This window comes from Rhodococcus sp. BP-241, assembly GCF_019836145.1.
Classification (GTDB): Bacteria; Actinomycetota; Actinomycetes; order Mycobacteriales; family Mycobacteriaceae; genus Rhodococcoides.
In genome coordinates this window covers 1-18,362 of record NZ_JABUEI010000013.1, presented here as the reverse complement: position 1 = coordinate 18,362, position 18,362 = coordinate 1, and the positions used below count along the sequence as shown (strand labels likewise).

Genomic DNA, 18,362 nt, shown 5'->3' with positions numbered 1-18,362 from the left:
GCAGTGGGGCGGAGTTCGTACGGGAGTTCGCCGAAGCGTTCCAGGAGGAAACAGCGATGACAGATCTTCAGGACAACCAGCGGAAGCGGGACTCGCGGCGGCCTGAGCTCATTACCGTCACCATCGACGACGCCGAGTTCGATACCGCCGACGACGACCAGGACGCCGCATCCCTGGTGCGTCTCGCGGGTCGTGACCCGAGAGAATTCGACCTCTTCGTCGTCGACAAGCACGGTGTCGAGACGCACATCGAAGACGTGCAGATCGTCAACCTGCGCGACGGCGGACTATTCCGCACCCGGCGGAAGGTGCGCTTCACCATCGACGGCGAACGCCACACCAGTTGGGACGACGACCAAACCGCTGCTGCGTTGCTGCGGCTGGCCGGAGTTGACCCGACCAAGTACGACCTGGCTCGCGTCAACGCTGCCGGAAATCCCGAAGTCTTCAGCGGCGACCAGGTGGTGACCATCCACCACGGGGACGAGTTCGTCACCGCCAAGCAAGCCGGGCCTGTCGCGTGATGGATCTGCCGCCACCTGGTTCTCCTGCGCGCCGGTTCGCTGATGACATGACCGCCGTTGGGGCGACGGTGCGCGCCGAGCATGGACGCCTGCTGTTCGACGTCCTCGCCGTCGGCGGCGCATGGGCCGGACAGTGGGTGGCGACCGGTGTCAGCCTGGCGGAGGTGCAAGCCTGGCCGCAGGCGCCGCCGCATTGGGTGCATCTTCCCGACGCCGTGGTGTTCGAGACAACCAACAGCGACACCACTGACTGCCCACCCGGATGGCGGCGGCATTCCCGTGAGTTTGCGTTCACCGACACCTCGATCCCTCCGGCCCAGGCATGGCTGAGTCACGTTCGCGGTTTGCTGTCGCTGGCAGTTTCGCCCGCGGCTTAGCCCACGACTGAAAACCCACGGAACAGAACAGCAAGACGGACTCTGCAAAGAAGGATCACGCAATGCGATATTCGGTCGCTATAACGGGCGCAGTACATGCGGCAATGCTCGAGCACCTGGTCCGTGACGATGGGCAGGAAGACGTCCTCGCCGCCACCTATCTATTGTCCACCGGTGTGCGGCGCACGACTGCCGTGGTGCAGACCGTGATCCCGCCGCGGGACGGTGAACGGCTGGTGCACGGCAACGCCTCGTTCACCAGTGCCTACGTCCTGCGCGCAGCAGCCGAGGCCCGCACGCGCGGTGAAGGATTGGTGCTGCTGCACTCCCATCCCCGTGGCCGCGGATGGCAGGGCCTCAGCATCACCGACCACGACACCGAAGCCGATTACGAACGTGTCGCGCGCGCTTACACGAAGATGCCGTTGCTCGGCATGACCCTCGCAGGCCGCGACGCCGGATGGTCAGCTCGGTTCTGGTTCGACGGCATCCGCCCAAGCTGGGCGGAGTCGGTGCGCTGCGTATCGGACAGATTGACCGTGACGTGGAACGACGCTCTGATGCCTGCGCCTCAGCCGACCGCGTCACAGCAGCGCACCATCTCGGCGTGGGGCGACTCCGCACAGGCCTCGATCGCCCGCTTGCGTGTTCTGGTCGTCGGCACCGGCAGCGTTGGTCTTGACGTCGCGCAACGCCTTGCCGCAACCGGGCTACTCGAAGTCGGCGTCATGGACTTCGACGCCGTCGAGCCCGTCAATCTGGATCGCATGATTGGCGCCACGCGACTCGACGCCGACCTGGGCCGAGCAAAAGTCGCCGTCGCCGCGCGTCTCATGACTTCGGCAGCCACCGGCAACAACTTTCATCCCGTCGTGCATGAGGTAGACATCACCGATCCCACCGGGCTTCGAGCCGCCTTGGACTACGACCTGATTTTCTCTTGCGTCGACCGGCCCTGGCCGCGCGCCGTTCTCAACCAGACCGCCTACGCCGACCTGATCCCCGTAATCGACGGCGGCATCGCCCTCGACACCTTCGCGGACGGCAGGCTACGGGGCGGCATCTGGCGCGCCCACACTCTCGTACCTGAGCGCCCCTGCATGGTGTGTCTGGGACAACTCGACCTCGGCGACCTCAGTCTCGACATGCAGGGCCTACTCGACGATCCCACCTACATCGCCGAGTCCGGCAGGCAGACACCTGCCGGCCAGAACGTTGCAGCTCTCTCCGCCAGCGTCAGCGCCGCACTACTAGCCCAATTCGTGAGCCTCGTCGCACACCCAGGCGGGCGCGGTGTCCCCGCACCGCTGCGCTACCTCCTCGCACCTCACCGCCTCGAACATTCCGAGGCGAAGACCGGGAAATACTGCAGCTACGAGTCCGAGACCGCCACCGCAGACCATCGTCCAACGTTGACCAAACCTCAGACCGAATGGCGCCGCATCGTCAGCGAACGCAACGAGGTAAAACACTCACTGCGGCTGCGGGTGCTCGACGCAGCGCACCGCACACTGCAGAACGTGACCTCTCGATTGGTGTGAAGCGCAGCCGTCCCCAAACAGCCGATCGTCGCCGCCAATGTCCTGGACATGCTCGTCGACGCCAGCGGCTGGTACCCCTACTCCCTCCGGGACTTCGGTAACTGTCGGCACGCTCGTCGAGGCACTCGCTAGCTCGCGCCCAACCGCGGAATGGAGAATTCCGTTTGTCTGATGTGACTCAGAACCCGGTCCGCGAAGCCAGGGGCTCCTGCCTTCTCGAGGCGTTTAGGGAGCGTCGGATGGTCCAGCTCAGGATGCTTGTTCTTTTGCCGGACCCAGTGCGTCAGCTGATACTCAAGGACCTCGCGGACGGTTCCGGGCGACGAGTCGTCGATCAGCAGGAAGAAGTCGTCAGCCGTGTAGACCTCATATGGCAGATCATCCGCAAACTGAACGTCTTTGACGTTCTGCGTCAGAATTATGTCGGCGTCGCCATGGATGGCTGCACCATGTAAGTGAGCATCGTGAGGGTCCTTGTAAGCGGCTGTTGGATCAATCTCGAAGTCTGAGATGAGGCCGGCCGGGAACATGTCGAACAGCTTGCGACGAACATCGGTCAACTGCCGGTCGGAGGCGAAGGGGAGCTTCTTACGACGGTGATACGTGTACTCGGTGATGACATCCTCGGTCCACATCACGTCGTACATCCCACTCGGCTTCGGCAGCCAGGAGAGCAGCAGAGTCCAGTCACGGAGAGTTCTGGACAGAAGAATATTGGCATCGACGAGAACGCCCATTCCTCCCGTACCCATGCTCATGGTGAGGACTGTACAAGTACGGGAGGGATGGGGCTTGGCGGTTGGAGTGTGTCGAGCTGCGTCAGTTTTCTTCGAGTCCGAGCTCGTCTTCGAGGTCACGCATCTCTTCGAACGCAGCCAACCGGGCTTGCCTCTGACCGTCTCTGTAATCCATGATGTCCTCGCTCAAGACGCGGGTGTGAGAACGAACTTTGTGGCTCGGGATGTCGCCCTGAGAGATGAGTTTCATCAGAGTGGGCCGTGACACCCCGAGGAGCTTTGCAGCCGCCGTGGTCGTCAACTCTTTCGGGACACTTCCGACCGTCACCGTGCCGCCGCGGCTGACAACCTCCAGGACCTGCCGAACGATCGCAGCGAGCTCGGTCGGCATGGGCGTCTGATGACCTCGGTCATCTAGATCGCTGACCAAGACGCCGCCGATAGCCGCCGGAACACTGCTGGTGAACTGTTTCGCCTGCTCGACCTCGTGCTCGTTCAGGGACAGAACAGTCCGGTCATCACGTTCAAGTGCGGTACTCATCTGCGCCCTTCCTAGCTCGTTTTTGTCGATGACCCGAAGATACATGGTTGCACTTATAAGTGCAATGCTTATTTGGAGCGTCCGCGCTCCGGGTCTTGATAGAACGCGGGGCCGAAGCACAACGGGCGGGGGCGAGCCACTCATGTTCAGGGCCCCTCCACCTGCCAACTGCGTGTTGTCCACACGCTCGCCGACCAACATCAGTGCCCTGCACGTCGTGAACGTTGTGGGACTCCGCTAGCGTTCCGGCTCACCCTGGTCACGCTCTTGATCAGACAGTGAAGTGCCGGCTCCGTGAGCGCCGTCGCCCGCCACTCCCCTGCGCACGCGCCGTTCATCCACTGCCTGCGCCCGGCCCCGTTCGAGCATTGCCAATAACTCGTCTCGTTCCTCTGCGGGCAGATCGTTGATGACGGTTCGACGCGCGGCCGGTGGCTGCGGGATATCTTCGCCTGCGGCGCGTCGAGCCGCTCTGTCGATCTCCCCCGCCTCGGGTGGCATGGCAATGCGCCGCGTCACCCGAGTCGGCGCACCACCGGAATGGGCATCATCAGAGCCGACTCGAACGAGTAGGCGTTCGTGCAGCGTGGTCAGTTCTCGTTCCCGCACGAGCGTCAGGGTGTGCGCCTGGTGGGCATGGCCGGCGGCACGTTCGGCGTCGGCGAACGCTTCCATCGTCCGCATCATCTGGCGCAGCAGCAGTGCGTTCGCGGCGGCACCGCCGCGGGTCGCGAGCGCCGCCTGCATCATGATCAACGCAGCACCGCCCGCATGCCTCCGTTCCGGATCAGGCGTGATGCGTTGGTACGCCGGGATCTGCGCGGACTGCGCCAGCGCCGCTGCCGCTTTCGCCAACGGTCCCGGTGTCGGCTCGGTGCGCGCTGACCATGCAGCGAACACACCGGCGGTGCGTCCGGCTGCGCGCGCCCACTGTGCGGTGTCCTCAATCGGGATCGACGTCAGGTAGGTGTTCCACTTGCCGATGTCTTCCGCTGCGCGCGCAATCAGTTCCGGGTCGAGCGGTGTGCGTTCGCGCCCGGTGGTGATGGTCACCGCAGTACCCCGGCGGGCGGCCGACCACTCCGCTGCCGCGTCCTGCGGCGCGGTTCCGGTGGTGTCCCATTCGTCGCGCAGTCGCGGCAGGGTCAGGTCTTTCGCCAACCGTCCGCCGCCGTACCAGACGGGCTTTGTACCGGCGGCTCGCTCGGCGGCCGTGGGTGTGGTGGCGACCGAGTATCCGACGACGGTGCCGGTGGTTCCGGTGTCGTAGCGGGGGCGCATGAGCACCTTCTGGGCGCGCAGTCTGCGCACGAACTCCGCTTCGGTCTTCGACGCTGTCGCGCACGCGCGCACCCTGCGCTCCAACAGTGCCCGCGACGTCTCCGACGCCCCAGTGCGGGTGGCGCGAGCTGCTTCCGCCGGCTTGACACCGCGGGTGCCGCGGTCGTTCTCACGGGACGTCAGCACCACCAATCCGTGGGTGCGTTCGAGGGCGTTGCACGCGGCCTGTGCGCGTTTGAAGTCGTTGAAGGTGTCGACCTTCGTGCCGTCCTCGCGGACGGCGGATGCGGCGATGTGGATGTGGTCGCCGCCCGCGGTGGTCTTGCCGTGCCGGATCGCCACCCACCGCGCAGACGGGCGGGGAGACTCCGGGTCGTCGAAGCCCATCTCGCGCATGAAGTCGCCCGCGATCGCGCCCCACTTCTCGTCCGACAACTCCCCCTCGTCGGGGTTGAGCGAGAGCGAGCAGTGCCAGACGTTGCGGTCACTGGTGGCGTCGGCGAGCGCCACCGACCGGGGCGTGCCATCGTCGATCGCCGCGTTCATCCGGCGGCGGTTCGTGTACGAGACCTCGGTGCCGAACACGACCCGAGCTGTGTCGATTTCGTGCGCCAGCTCGATTGCCTCGGCGTGCGACAGCTCTCCGGTCGGTGCACGCAGAATCACGCTCTCGTGGCCGGCGACGATGTGCGGGTTCTCGTGCTCGTTCGACCTGCCGGGACCGGCGAGGTACGACACCAGTCCCGTCATTTTCGCGCCGCGCGTGATGTTCGGGATCACGTGCCGGTCAGCTCCCGCGGCAGAGTGCGGATCCGGTCGAAGACACGGAGCACCGACGCCAGCGTCGCCTCCGTCTCCGGCGCCAACTCCCCCGTCGCATTGGCGACCTTCGCGAGCTGGTTGACATTACGGCCGAGCGCCGCGATGAGCTTGGTGACAGCGAACAGCTCCGTCAGATCCTCACGCGAAACAGACGCCCGCGGAGCCTTGAGCGCCGAGTCCGCCAGCAACCGCGCCACCGTCACACCCTGCACTCGAGCAGCGGCCTGCACGGCGAGTTCCTGCTCGTCGGTCAGCTTCACCACATGCCGGTGCACTCGGCCGCCGACGACGTTGGACTGCCGGCTGCGCAGCCACCCCGCTCTGCTCTCGCTCACCACCCGCTCCTCACGTCTCGAACCGTCCCGAATGCCCAGCGCAGCGACCCCGACCGGGGACCCACACGCCCAGTGTGGCAGGGGCCCGCTGAAACCGCCAGGTTTAGGGCACCCAAGTAATAGCTTGCTCCGCCTGGGGCACGACGGCGGGCCGTGGAGCGTGCGGAGCGGGTCGCCGTCGTGCCCCAGGACGAGCGCAGCGAGTTCCGCACCGGGCCGCGAGTGCAGCGCGGCCGGCGGTTGTCCCCGGTGGTGGGCCCGACCCCGACTGTGGGTGCCTGAGATCGAGCGCAGCGACCGAGAAATCTCGGGCATCCACACGAGGAACACGGTCGGTCCACGGCGGGGGGCAACCGCTCGAACCCAGGCCGGGGATACTGGACCGATGCCGTTCGCTTGCACCGCGCTGTCCGTGTTGTTCACCGGCCCCGGTGACACTTCCGAACTAGTGGCGGCCGGCGTCGCCGCGGTGCATGACTGGAACAGTTCAAGAGCCAAGAACTCGGAGTACGTCCTGATCCCCAAGCATTACTCGACCGATTCTGTGTCGCTGTTCGCGCAGGGGAAAGACGGTCAAAGCGTCATCAACGAACAGCTGGTCGACGACGCTGACATCGTCATCTCCGTATTCCGTCATCGATTCGGAACCGCCACACCTCGTGCAGAATCCGGGACCGCCGAGGAGATCGACCGATCCATGAAGGACGGCACCCGGTTGCATATCTACTTCGTCAACGCCGACGAGGACCGGCCCGACCTGAGGGACGAAGAGCCGCGGGATCAGTGGGACAAACTCGAGAAATTCCGGCGCGGGCTCAAGGAGGGCTTGTGGAGCCAATTCGACACACCGGCCAACTTCCAAGACCTGGTGCGACGCGCGATCGAACTCGACATTGCCGAGTTCTCCCGTGACCGATCCAGCGTCCACGTGAACGAGCCTCCACACTCCGACTCTCCCATAGACCTTCGCGTCGACGTTGGACCATCTGTCGGCTACTTCACCGACGGCGACACGGCGCGCGAGGGGTATATCAAGTCAGCGACCGACACGGCGATGGGCGAGTTCAGAGCAGCTCAGAGTGAGGCAGTACTGCCGCTCAGCGACAACAATCAGATCACCGAACTCGGTCTGCGAACGTCGCTCGATGAGTGGGCCCAGGCTGTCCGCATCAAGTGGGAATCCTCCCTGCAGTATCTCGCGGGGTGGGGCTGGCCGACCTTGACGATGGAACTGGAACAACTCGCGGACACGTACCTCACATCGGTACGCATCGACCTTCGATTCGAGGGCGTCATCGGCGTCCCACCCCGGGTCGGTCGAGCATTCGATCTCGGGACGATGATCCGACCTCTGCCCGGACACTCGCCTCGCATGGGAGCTCCCCGCAACGTCAACCCCATCGACTCGCTACTCGACTCCGGCACGTTCACCAACCTGCACCCAAAGGGCTATCCGGTCACGTGGGAGAACGATCAGAATTCACTTGTTGTCACGGTCCAGCTCGACAAGCTTCCCCCGAAGACACCTTGGAAGCTGAACGCTCCTGATGTCGTTCTATATCTGCCGGAGACGACTGAAGGAGAGTCCATCGCAGTCACGTGGGCTGCGAGCGCGGCAGGCGTTTCAGGACTCTTCGAGGGTTCACTTCAACTGCCCGTGAGAGCTGAAACCGTCACTGGTACTTGGAACGCCGCGCAGGGGAGCCAGACTTCCTAGCAACCCGAAGGGCGACGGCGGTGTATCGGCTCTGTGCCGTCGATTCGGTTCCAGCGGTGGCCTGGGTGGCTCTAGGTGGACCGTTGCTACGGCATCTTTTAGAGTTGTAGGCGATCGGGACGCCGTGCGGGCCGCCCCGGTCAGTCCCCCTCCATGGGTGAGTCGAGCAGTCGCGTGCGTAGCACGCGGACTCGCGGTGACCCACCCGGACTGACCGCCCCCGAAAGGCCCGCATCATGTCTGTCACCTCCGTTACTCCTGTCGACCCGTCCGCTGTCCGCGCCGCCGCACAGGCCGCGCTGAACGACCGCCTTGCCCACATCGACACCATCGTCACCGCGCAGAACGACCGCGCCGCCGCCGCTGACGAAGTCCGGGCGGCGCAAGCACGGGAGGCGGCGCTCGCGGCCGCCGAGACCGCCGCGTTCCGCGCCGCAGTTGCTGGCGGGTGGACCGTTACCGAGCTCCGTAAAGCGGGTCTGTCCGTCCCGGACTCCGTCGCCCGCCCCAGCAAGCGCGCCGCCCGCACCACCGGCGGTCGCGGACGTGGCGCCGACACCGCGTCCGGCCGGCCCCGGGACACCACCGCTCCCGCCGTCGAGACGACAGACGACGCCGCGCGGACCGCTGTCGACGAGTCGAGCGCGGCATGAGCGACGCAGTCGAAACGACGGTGTGGCGGCTCACCCCTGCTGGGGAACCCGGCCGCACACCGCTGGCGCACGGGGTGTTCGTCGACGACGCCGGCGCCCACGAGTTCATCGCACAGCAGATGCAGACGCTCCCCTACCGTGGGGTCGACAACGTGATGATCCAACTCGTCACCATCGACGGCGAAAGCCCGACACGACCCACCCGCAACATCGTGGGCAGCACCTCGTCGGTGCTCGCGGACCTCGACCACCTCGACCAGGCGGCGCACGCGATCTCTTCCGTCCTCACCCGCATCGCGCAGACCCGGAGCGTGGATGTCGCCGCGGTGTTGGAGCTCGCGGCCGCGTCGGCGGCGGCGAACGTCGGCGGCACCGACACTCTGTTGGCGGCGTCCCCGCAGTCGGAGTCGGCGCAGCACGTCGCCGCACTGGCGGCGTTCGGGACCGACCCACAGGTGCCGCTGGCGAAGCGGACGGTGCCGGTCGTGCTCTACCTCGAGACGTGGGACCAGCAACTCGTCGACTACGGGATCGAGCAGCTGTGGCAGCGGGACCGCACCGACATCCGGACCGAGCTGCACCCGGACGATCTTTCGGCCGACCAGCGCGCGGCACTGGAAGCGGAGCTGGCAGCGGTGCACGAGTTGTACGCGAGGGACACCCGCACCTACATGACCGCCTGGACCGCCGCCGCGACGGAGAAGGCCCGCCGGATGGGACTGCGGGAGTCGGTGCCGGTGGTGGTGTCGACGCAGGAGACGGAGTTCTTCGACGACGGGGACCTCGAACCGATCTACGACCACGCGTTCGCGCTCGCCCCGCTGCCCGGGTGCGGGTACGTGCCCGGCGCGTTCCCGCACCGGTCGGCGGACGGCGGTGTCGACGTCGAGGCGTTCATCGCGGCGGAACGCGCCGCGCGGCGCAGTTACCGGGACCGCATCTCTGCTGCCGCGGCGCAGTCGTGACCGCTCACCGGGCGATGACGACCCGGTTGGTTTACCTTTCTGGTGTGGGCGCCGCCGTGTCGTCGGTCCGGATCGTCATCGCGGTCGACGTGGTCGGGGGCGGTGTTCACGCATGTTCGCCGGACTGCCGCCGTTGGCCTCCTCCCCGTTGGTGAGGTGGTGGTTCGGTCCGGCCCTGCCGGGTGTACGAGTGACCCCTCCCCACCCGGCAGGGCCTTCCACACCGCACGCACCCCCACGTCGAACCTGACGGAGCGGCCGTCGCGCGTGCCGGTGTCAGCTGTGCCGTGTGTCGGCGGGTGCGAGCCCGGGCACCCATCTGCCGGTATGTCCGTCGAAGATGCGGCCGTCGGCGGTGACATGGCGGGAGTCGTGGTGCGCGACGGGCCCGACTCGTAATCCTGCGGATGCCAGGTCGACGCGCACTCCGTCCCGGTCGTAGACGTGACCGGCCCACACCATCCCCGCCAACTCGCGCACACCCACCCCCGACCGGGCACTTCTGCTGCGGAGCTCGTCGACGCGTGCACGGCACGCCCCGATCACCGGACACAACGTCACGCATCGCGTCGCTGAGACACCGAGGGCGGCGGCGGTGGACTGGTCAACGTCCCACGAGGCGGGGTCACGCTGGCACGGCGGAACCACGTGGCCGCCGGAGCGCTCGTCAGCGGGCTGATCGGTGGTGTCGAACCATTGCGGTGGCAGTGGTGTCGGAAAATGTTTGGTCATCGCTGTCTACCGTGCCCGATCGTCACCGATGTCGCTCGTCCTCCGGTCCGTGTTCTCTCCTCACCGGACAGCGCTGCCGGATCGGAAGGATCGGAAGGTGTCGAGTCATCACCACCGAACACGCCGCCCACCGCGGCTACCGCGACCGCGCACGCGGCCAGAGCAGCACCGGCGGACAGGTGACGTCCTGACGCGGCGAAGCTGTTCGGCAGCTGATGGCCGCACGGCAACGTTCGCGGTCATTCACCTCGGAGACACACGGTGCGGTCGACGGATGAAGGGCGAGTTCTCTGACTGAGTCGCATCAGCGGCGGTAGGGTCTCGACACAGGACGCCGGAGACCCACCTCCGCTCGGTTCACCGCCCTTCGACGAGGCCGTGCTCCGGTAACCCTCCTCGATCGAGAGGCGTTCGCCATGAGCGACGACGGGCCGGGCGAAGGTCACGCCGATCTGCTGGCGCAGGTCCGCCGCACGAACCATTTCCGCCGCGCTCACGCCATGAACGGCACTGCGCTCGACACGCTGGTCTCGTCGATATCGATACCTGTGTCCGACGATGCGGATCTACTGGCGGTGATGGACATCGCCGCCGCGGCCGCCGTGGCGATGCTCCCCGGTGTCGGACATGCCGGGATCACCGCCCGCAGCGGCGGGGAACCGTTCACCGTCTCCCCCACCGACGACGTCGTCTTCGCCCTCGACGCCGTGCAGTACATTCTCGACGACGGACCGTGCCTGCGGGCGATGCGCCGCCGCGCCCACGTTCACCTGACCCTGACCGACGCCCGGCGGCTGTGGCCGGCGCTGGCCGAGATCGCCGACGGCACCGCTGTGGTGCGATTTCGCGCCGCCCCGATCAGCGTCGACGGCCGCGCCGTCGGCACTTTGAACCTGTACTGCACCGACGACCCACTGCCGTCACCTGAGGACCGGTACGAGGCCGACGTGATCGACGTGCTGGTCGACTACGTGGACGCAGCACTGAGAACTCTCGGCGTCCAACACGACCTCGAACAATCGGTGGATTCGTTGCGGACTGTGATCGAGCAGCGCCGCGTGATCAGCATCGCCGTCGGCGCGGTGATGGTCGAACGCGACGTGAGTATCGACCGAGCCCGGCGGATCCTCGACGACCACGCCCGATCGACCGGTGAGCCGACCCATGAGGTGGCGACGCAATTCGTTGCTCGTCTCGACGAATGAACCGATCATGATCGGCGGACGAAGGACGGCTACGGCCGAACCACAACTGTGCTGGCGGCCGGTCTGACGGCGAGTGCTCGGGTGACGAGCGTTTCCAGGGATGGGTTGGGCAGATCGGGGCACAGCGCGGCGGTGCTGTCGCAGAGTGCGGCGATGCGCACGACCATGGGGTCGGATGTGTGGGGTTCGCCGGTGTCGGCGGTGCGAGCAGCGGCGTCGGCTGCGGCGTGTTCACGCAGGTAGCGGGCATAGGCAGCCCAGTAGATGCGGGTGATGGCGGCGCTCCCGGAGGTGCTGGGGGATGTGTGCGGGGCCAGAAGGTTTCCTGTGTGCACGGTCGACCGCCACTGAGCCCCGCGTCCGTAGCGCCAGGCTAGCAATCCTCGAATGTGCGTTTCGCAGGCTGGTGTCGGTGGGTGCGCGTGAATCAGAGCGTCGACGGTGGTCGGTCTTGACGGCCGCCACCGTTGTCCAGAACGCTACGCCTGCGGCACGCCCGTAACCGGGTGCGGAAAACGTTCTCCAGGCAATGTCGTACCGACCTCGGGGGTGGGCACTTCGTCCGCGGAGAGGCTCGGTACGAATGATCGGCATGGCCAGGTGCTGTCACCGTGTACCGCGTTCCTGCGATTTCCTCGACGTCACCGGCCAGGACACCGCACACGGCAGCGAGGTCGGTCATTTCCTGGTATGGCTGATCGACGACAGCGGCGCGGTCGTGGTCCGGGCTGCTGCCACCCTGCCGGCGGCGGTGGACGCCGCTCGCGCGTACTGCGCCGCCTGGGGAGCGAACGTGCACTACATCGAGAACCGAGAAGGAGTCATCGTCCCGCGCGAACAGTGGAAATCACTGTTCACCACTGCGGACCCGCTGCCGTACGTGTACACCGTCGAACTACGCTCACCGCCGTCCACCGGACCCGACGAACTGATCACTGCGCTGTGGACGAGTACCGACCTCGCCCGGGCCGTGCGGTGGCGGGCCTCGCTTCCCGAGTCGTTGCGCCGGCGCACCCTGATCGTCAGCAACGCACCCGACGGGCACCACCCTCACAAGCCCCCGGCACGCGAACAGCCACGAAGACCAGGGATCGCCGGCGATCGAGGGCGGCGACACCCGCGCCCAGCTCCGCCCCACGGCCGGCGCCTGGTGCTCATCTTCGGCCTCATACCGTGGCTGAAACGCCCATCGTCGATGGCGCGATGAAACAGCCGGAGTGCCCGCCGTTACGTGAGGATGTCGATGTCGACTCAGTTTTCGCCCAAGTTGAAGGACAAGACAGCTCAGGCATGGTGTTCCGCATTGAGTGCGCATCTGCATCCGGGTGAGCAGGTGTGGGCGCTCGCGAAGACCAACAGCATGAGGCCGTTGATCGACGGTGTGGCGATCACCAACGCGCGTGTCGTCGGCTTTCTCGGTGGTGAGGTCGCCGCGAAAGGGTTCAAGGTGGCCGTGGATGCCGACGAGTTCGCCAGCTTCGACCTGGTGAAGAAGTTCGGGAGCAAGGCCCTGGTCGTGCGCACTCTCGAACGGGGCGAGGTGTCGTTCGGGTCGATCTCAGACGCGGAGGCCGATTTCGTCCGGCACTACGTGGGGCACCTGGCTGCGTCGGGGTACCCGCAGAACATTCGCGCCGCGGCCGAAGCCCGGAGAGACGAGTCGGCCCGGATCGAGCAGCTCCAGCAGGACGGACGCCGCAACGTCAGAACGATCGGCAACCCTGTGAAAGACAAGGAATGGGAAACGGTTCGCTCCCACGCGGCACCGACCGAGGTGCCGTGGTTCGTCATCAACTCCGGTGGCGGCTACGGGTTCCTCGCCGCGTTCGAGGACCGACTGATCATCGCCAAGGTCAGCGCCACGGCGAGCATCATGGCCGGATCGTTCGGCGGGGGCCGGGTCACGACGTTCCCCTACTCGCAGATCACCAACATCGAATACAACGGTGGCATGGTGAACGGGGTGCTGGAGGTACTCACCCCGAGCTACCAGGGCACGGGCAATCACGACTTCTGGCGTTCGTCCGGACTCGGCCGCAACAAAGCTGCAGACGACCCACGGACCCTGTCGAACTGTCTCCCCCTGGCGCGGCACCTCCACAAAGAAGCGCTCCCCCTGTTGGTGGAATTGCAGCGAAAGATCTCGGAGTCCAGCCGGCCCACCATCACAGTCCATGCACCGCATCCTGAACCTGCCCGCGGCGGTGCCGGCGGCGGGAGCGGACTGGCCGATGAGCTACGGAACTTAGCGGAACTCCACAGCCAAGGGGTGCTCGACAGCGATGAATTCGCCGCAGCGAAACGCGCAGCGATCACAAAACACACCTGAGCGAACAACAGTGGTCCGAATCCGCAGCGTCGGCCGCGTCGTTGTAGTTCAGGCGTGCGCTCCCCCGGCTCGAAAGGTGCTGATCCGCTTCCACGCTGCCCGCTGAGCGGTACCGAGCTGCACCATGTAGTCGAACAGCTCGTCCTCCGGGCCCTGCTCGGCGGCCTGGACGATCCGCTGCCCGGTGACGTGGAAGCTCCGCCGGTAGGACTGGGAGAGCACGATGTCGGCGTAGTGCACCGCAGCGGAGGATCCGGTGGTGTCAGCGGTGACGACATCCGCCAGCGCTCGGCGCAGCGGTGCGTCCTTCTGCCCTCCCCCGGCTCGGTGCAGGACAGCGGCGACGGATGCGGGGTCGTGCGGCTGCCCGCTGGTGACGAGGTCGGCGATGACGGTGAACAGTTCCGCGTACGCGGGCTCGGCGAAGTCCGCCGGCACCAGGGCGTCGGCGACGCGGACGGCGGCGGCAGTGTCGAGGGACCACATGAGCGCGCAGAGGGTCAACGATTCCGGGTCGGTCCGCGGGTCGAGGCCGGCGCTCGCGTCGGCGCCGGGATCTGCGACGTCGGGTGCGAGGTCGAGGACCGGGTCGGTCGGGTTCTGCTCGGGTTCGGGGACTGCCCGTAATGCGCTCATGACGTCCTGGACTTACCGGGCGATAGTGGTGTCGGCGGTCGGGTGGGTGTTCCAGGGGCCGGGGATGACGACGGCGCTGGTGGTCTCGGCGGCGAGGTCCGCGTCGATCTGGGCGGCGATGAAGTCGTGGTCGGGCTGGTAGTCGAACGCGAAGTGCTCCATAACAATCTTCTTTCGGGTCGGTGGTGGGCGTGCGGTGTGCCGTCAGGCTGCTGAGGTGGCGACGAGCTCGGCGAGGCGGTCGTCCCGGTATCCGCTCCAGTGGGTGTCGGCGTCGACGACGACGACGGGTGCGGCCAGGTAGCCGAGGGCGAGGACGTAGTCCCTAAAGTGCTGCAGGTCCGGCAGGACCGGACGCCCGGAACGGTGGGGTGTAGCAGAGGACGTAGTGCAGTTCGAGTCGCTTCCCGCGAATGGCTGCCCCACCGGACTGGACACTCTGGCCGCACATTGAGATCTGCGACGACAGTGTCGCTGATTAGGGACCTGATGGTGGAGCTGTCCTCGGGAACGACGCACTGACAGAAGGAGAACCGATGGCCGAAGTGGAGCTGTGGATCGGAATCGACGTCGGTAAACGCACCCATCACGCATGCGCGATCGACCACGCCGGCACCGTCGTCTGGTCGCGGCGCGTCGACAACGATCAGACTGCCATCGATGACCTCATCCGGTCGGTGGGCACCGCGAACGTGCGGTGGGCGGTCGACCTGACCAGCGCGGTGGCCTCGCTGCTCCTCACGCTCCTCACCTTGGCCGAGCAACATGTCGTCTACATCCCCGGCCGGGTCGTGCACACCATGGCGTCCGCGTACCGCGGCGAAGGCAAGACCGACGCCAAGGATGCCCGCCTCATCGCCGACATCGCCCGCACACGAACCGATTTGGACACCGTGATGGTTCCGGAGCCTCTGGTGCTCAACCTGCGCCATCTCACCGGTTACCGAGCGGAGCTGATCGCTGACCGGGTGCGCACCGTCAACCGTCTCCGCGGCCTCCTGAACAGCATCTTTCCCGCCCTTGAGATCGAGCTCCGGTTCCTCGGGCGGTCGGCCCTACTGCTGCTGTCCACGTTCTGCACACCAGGGGCGATACTCGGGGTCGGCGCCGACGGTCTCGACGCGCACCTCGCCGGCCTCGGTGTGCGCAGCGACCGGCGCAGAACGGTGGTCACCGCCGCGCTCGCTGCCGCGCAACGGCAAACATGCGTCGTCGCCGGTGAGGAGGTCACCGCGGCGCTGGTCAGGCGGATGGCCGGTCGGCTCCTGGCCATCGACAGCGAGACCAAAGAAGTCGACGAGCAGATCCAGGATTTGTTCCGCCAGCACAAGTACGCCCGAGCACTCGAATCCGTGCCCGGCATCGGCGCACGGCTGGGAGCGGAGTTCCTCGTCGAGACCGGTGGGACGCTGGACGGGTTTGCCACCGCCGGCCACCTCGCCTCGTACGCCGGCCTCGTACCTGTTCCTCGCGACTCCGGCCGCATCACGGGCAACCTTCGACGACCCAAGCGGTACAACCGGGGACTTCGCCGGATGTTCTACCTCGCAGCACAGGGCAGCCTGAGCACCGATGGTCCCTCACGCGAGTACTACCAGCACAAACGCGGCCAGAACAAGGTGCACACCCAAGCCCTGCTCGCCGTGGCGCGCAAACAGGTCGACGTCGTGTGGGCCCTGATCCGCGATGACCGCGTCTTCACCCCAGAGGCACCCGGGCGACTCCGGGCTGCCTGACTGCCGCGGGTCGACCGGCCGATGTCGCGGCGGGACGTCCACACACACTGGTGGAAAGAGCCCTGCGCCCACAGGCTCGTCTCCGTCGATTGAACACGCCTGGCCCTCCCCAATACCCCCTGGGGTACTTGCATACCCCCCCTCGTATATGGCACGGTGGGTGTCGTCCAGGCGATCGAACTCAGAAGGAGCGCCCCGTGTGCCGTCCCGCCGAGTGCCCCCAGTGCGGCAAGACCACGTGGTCGGGCTGCGGCCGACATGTCGACAGCGTGATGACCTCGGTCCCGCAGTCGCAACGCTGCACGTGTGACCGCCGGTCCGCACCGCCCCCATCCGGCGGCCTGCGTTCGCTGTTCCGCCGCTGAGCCCACCTCCACTCAGTTCTCGACGGCGGCCGCTCCAGGCCGTTCAGATACCCCCACCCGTATAGGAGTCCACCGTGTCCCAGCCCGACACCGTCGCCGAATCCCGGCCCGGCGACCACCACGACAGCGCCCCCGGCCGCCTCGGCCGGTGGGGCGCGGCCATGGTCACCCGCCGCCGCTGGGTCTTCGGTACCTGGTTGATCCTGCTGATAGTCCTCGGATCCGCTGCGCCGTCGGTGTTCTCGTCCCTCGCCGGCGCCGGGTGGCAGGCGAACGGATCGGAATCGGTCCAGGTCCGCGAGCTCGCCGAGGAACACTTCGGCGGCAACTCCTCCGCCGCGGTGCAGGTCGTCGTCCACAGCGACTCCGGTGCGCTGACGGACCCGGAAGCGACCACCGCGCTCACCGGCGCGACCGACATCCTGAACGCGGACCCGCGTTTCGGCGAGATCGTGCCCCCGCAGCCGGGGATGACCATCAGCCCCGACGGGCGCACCGGCATCCTGATCGCCGGCGCCGACGGCACCACCGACGAGATGGTCACCGCCGTCGACGACGTCAAGGACCAGCTCACCGCACTCTCCGGCGACGGCGTCGAGGTCTACCCCACCGGGGCGTCGGCGCTGTGGTCGGACTTCAACAAGGCCAACCACGACGCGATGATCCAGGCAGAACTCATCTCCTGGCCCGTCACCCTCGCCATCATGGTTCTCGCGTTCGGCTCACTCGTCGCCGCCGGATTACCCCTGCTGCTGACCATCGCCGGTCTCGTCGCCTCCGCCGGCGGGCTGGTCCTGCTCAACGAGATCACCCCGATCTCGGTGTGGGCCATGAACTTCGCCATGATGTTCGCCCTCGCACTCGGCATCGACTACGCCCTGTTCCTCGTCGCCCGCTTCCGCGACGCCCTGCGCTCCCGCGATCCCCGCGCGGCCGTCGCCGAGACCATGGACACCGCCGGCAAGGCCGTGGTCCTGTCCGGGCTCACCGTCCTGGTGAGCCTGTCCGCCGTGCTGATCGTCCCCGCCCCCGCGGTGCGGACCATGGCCGTCGGCATCATGCTCGCCGTCACCTTCGTCCTGCTCGCCACCCTCACCCTGCTCCCCGCCGCCCTCGGCGCGCTCGGATCGAAGGTCAACGCCGCGTCCCTTCCCTACGCGAAGCGTCAGCAGCACCGCTCGCCGATGTTCGCCGCGTGGGGCGCTCTCCTGCACAAGCACCCGTGGCCGTTCGCGCTCGCCTCGATCGGCGTCCTCGTCGCACTCGCACTGCCGGTCCTCGGCTTGAAGGTCGCGATGCCGTCGATCTCCGTGGTCCCCGAGGACGCACCGGTGCGGCAGGGCTACGCCCTCGTCCAGCAGCAGTTCGGTGACGGCGCCCCCGGCGCACTGCAGATCGTCGTCCCCGAGACCGACGCCGCCGACACGGCCTCTGCCGCTTCGGAGGTGCCCGGTATCGCGATGGTCACCCCGCCGCAACCCGCCGCTGACGGCTCCGGCTACGCACTCCTGCAAGTGATTCCGGCTGTCGACCCGTCCGACGAGTCGATGGGCACCATTCTTGCCGACCTCCGTGGCGAACTGCCGGAGTCGGCGCTGGTCGGCGGCGCACCCGCGGAGAACCTCGACCTGCAGCAGGCCCTGAACGACTATCTGCCGCTCGTCGTCACGATCATCCTGATCCTCGGGTTCGTGCTGCTCCTCGTCGCACTGCAAGCACCCCTGATCGCTTTCCTCGGTACCGCGGTCAGCCTGCTCTCCACCGCCGCCGCGTTCGGCGTCGCGAAGCTGATCTTCCAGGACGGGCACGGCGCCTCGCTGCTCGGCTTCACTCCGCAGGGCTTCCTGAACGGGTGGGGACCGGTGT

General features: G+C 66.9%; 20 protein-coding genes. 11 read left to right on the top strand and 9 right to left on the bottom strand.

Translation table 11 applies throughout. The annotated features are described in order from the left end of the window. Window positions 1–56: 56 nt before the first annotated feature. From HQ308_RS20055 to HQ308_RS20045, 3 genes are all read left to right on the top strand, one after another. Window positions 57–524, top strand: coding sequence for a hypothetical protein (locus HQ308_RS20055; RefSeq protein WP_222647615.1), 468 nt, complete (start codon window positions 57–59; stop codon window positions 522–524). Between the two features lie 47 nt (window positions 525–571). Continuing rightward, complete coding sequence (locus tag HQ308_RS20050) at window positions 572–901, top strand: hypothetical protein (protein ID WP_222647614.1); 330 nt, start codon at window positions 572–574, stop codon at window positions 899–901. A gap of 62 nt (window positions 902–963) precedes the next feature. Then, entirely contained in the window at window positions 964–2,442 is a 1,479-nt protein-coding gene (locus HQ308_RS20045; RefSeq protein ID WP_222647613.1) for a ThiF family adenylyltransferase, read from the top strand. 128 nt (window positions 2,443–2,570) lie between these two features. Here HQ308_RS20045 and HQ308_RS20040 read toward each other — a convergent pair whose 3' ends face one another. From HQ308_RS20040 to HQ308_RS20025, 4 genes are all read right to left on the bottom strand, one after another. Continuing rightward, complete coding sequence (locus tag HQ308_RS20040) at window positions 2,571–3,200, bottom strand: PIN domain-containing protein (RefSeq protein ID WP_222647612.1); 630 nt, start codon at window positions 3,198–3,200, stop codon at window positions 2,571–2,573. 61 nt (window positions 3,201–3,261) lie between these two features. Continuing rightward, on the bottom strand, window positions 3,262–3,765 hold the full coding sequence (locus HQ308_RS20035; RefSeq protein ID WP_261776378.1) for a helix-turn-helix domain-containing protein: 504 nt from the start codon (window positions 3,763–3,765) through the stop codon (window positions 3,262–3,264). A 192-nt stretch (window positions 3,766–3,957) separates the two neighbouring features. After that, a complete protein-coding gene (locus tag HQ308_RS20030) occupies window positions 3,958–5,781 on the bottom strand; it encodes a relaxase/mobilization nuclease domain-containing protein (RefSeq protein WP_222647611.1) in 1,824 nt (607 codons plus the stop codon). Further along, the gene (locus tag HQ308_RS20025; protein ID WP_222647610.1) at window positions 5,778–6,158 is read right to left on the bottom strand and encodes a plasmid mobilization relaxosome protein MobC; all 381 of its coding nucleotides are present in this window, start codon (window positions 6,156–6,158) and stop codon (window positions 5,778–5,780) included. Before HQ308_RS20025 ends, HQ308_RS20030 begins: the two co-directional genes overlap by 4 nt. Window positions 6,159–6,570: 412 nt before the next feature. Between HQ308_RS20025 and HQ308_RS20020 the strand changes: the two genes are divergently transcribed. From HQ308_RS20020 to HQ308_RS20010, 3 genes are all read left to right on the top strand, one after another. Beyond that, window positions 6,571–7,875, top strand: a complete 1,305-nt coding sequence (locus HQ308_RS20020) for a hypothetical protein (RefSeq protein WP_222647609.1) — start codon at window positions 6,571–6,573, stop codon at window positions 7,873–7,875. A 236-nt stretch (window positions 7,876–8,111) separates the two neighbouring features. Beyond that, entirely contained in the window at window positions 8,112–8,528 is a 417-nt protein-coding gene (locus HQ308_RS20015) for a hypothetical protein (protein WP_222647608.1), read from the top strand. Continuing rightward, window positions 8,525–9,493 (top strand): hypothetical protein, encoded by a 969-nt coding sequence (locus HQ308_RS20010; protein ID WP_222647607.1) that lies wholly within the window; start codon window positions 8,525–8,527, stop codon window positions 9,491–9,493. The genes HQ308_RS20015 and HQ308_RS20010 overlap by 4 nt, the downstream gene beginning before the upstream one ends. Window positions 9,494–9,769: 276 nt before the next feature. Here the strand turns inward: HQ308_RS20010 and HQ308_RS20005 are convergent, their stop codons facing one another. Beyond that, on the bottom strand, window positions 9,770–10,225 hold the full coding sequence (locus tag HQ308_RS20005; protein ID WP_222647606.1) for a hypothetical protein: 456 nt from the start codon (window positions 10,223–10,225) through the stop codon (window positions 9,770–9,772). A gap of 416 nt (window positions 10,226–10,641) precedes the next feature. Between HQ308_RS20005 and HQ308_RS20000 the strand changes: the two genes are divergently transcribed. Beyond that, on the top strand, window positions 10,642–11,430 hold the full coding sequence (locus HQ308_RS20000) for a GAF and ANTAR domain-containing protein (RefSeq protein WP_222647605.1): 789 nt from the start codon (window positions 10,642–10,644) through the stop codon (window positions 11,428–11,430). A 29-nt stretch (window positions 11,431–11,459) separates the two neighbouring features. On the opposite strand, the gene HQ308_RS19995 is transcribed toward HQ308_RS20000, so the two are convergent. Next, on the bottom strand, window positions 11,460–11,765 hold the full coding sequence (locus HQ308_RS19995) for a hypothetical protein (RefSeq protein ID WP_222647604.1): 306 nt from the start codon (window positions 11,763–11,765) through the stop codon (window positions 11,460–11,462). Window positions 11,766–12,022: 257 nt separating this feature from the next. Here HQ308_RS19995 and HQ308_RS19990 point away from each other — a divergent pair, with 257 nt between their 5' ends. After that, window positions 12,023–12,637: a hypothetical protein gene (locus HQ308_RS19990; RefSeq protein WP_222647603.1), complete on the top strand. Its 615-nt coding sequence runs from the start codon at window positions 12,023–12,025 to the stop codon at window positions 12,635–12,637. A gap of 36 nt (window positions 12,638–12,673) precedes the next feature. Beyond that, a complete protein-coding gene (locus HQ308_RS19985) occupies window positions 12,674–13,759 on the top strand; it encodes an SHOCT domain-containing protein (protein WP_222647602.1) in 1,086 nt (361 codons plus the stop codon). 48 nt (window positions 13,760–13,807) lie between these two features. On the opposite strand, the gene HQ308_RS19980 is transcribed toward HQ308_RS19985, so the two are convergent. From HQ308_RS19980 to HQ308_RS23035, 3 genes are read right to left on the bottom strand one after another with little or no spacing between them, the layout of a single operon-like run. Next, the gene (locus HQ308_RS19980) at window positions 13,808–14,395 is read right to left on the bottom strand and encodes a DnaB-like helicase N-terminal domain-containing protein (RefSeq protein WP_222647601.1); all 588 of its coding nucleotides are present in this window, start codon (window positions 14,393–14,395) and stop codon (window positions 13,808–13,810) included. A 12-nt stretch (window positions 14,396–14,407) separates the two neighbouring features. Then, window positions 14,408–14,557, bottom strand: a complete 150-nt coding sequence (locus HQ308_RS19975) for a hypothetical protein (protein WP_222647600.1) — start codon at window positions 14,555–14,557, stop codon at window positions 14,408–14,410. Between the two features lie 42 nt (window positions 14,558–14,599). Continuing rightward, window positions 14,600–14,821, bottom strand: a complete 222-nt coding sequence (locus HQ308_RS23035; RefSeq protein WP_308115836.1) for a hypothetical protein — start codon at window positions 14,819–14,821, stop codon at window positions 14,600–14,602. 110 nt (window positions 14,822–14,931) lie between these two features. On the opposite strand from HQ308_RS23035, the gene HQ308_RS19965 reads away from it, so the two are divergent. Next, on the top strand, window positions 14,932–16,131 hold the full coding sequence (locus HQ308_RS19965) for an IS110 family transposase (protein WP_222647599.1): 1,200 nt from the start codon (window positions 14,932–14,934) through the stop codon (window positions 16,129–16,131). 526 nt (window positions 16,132–16,657) lie between these two features. Further along, on the top strand, window positions 16,658–18,362 hold a 1,705-nt coding region (locus HQ308_RS19960; protein ID WP_222647705.1), incomplete at its 3' end, for an MMPL family transporter.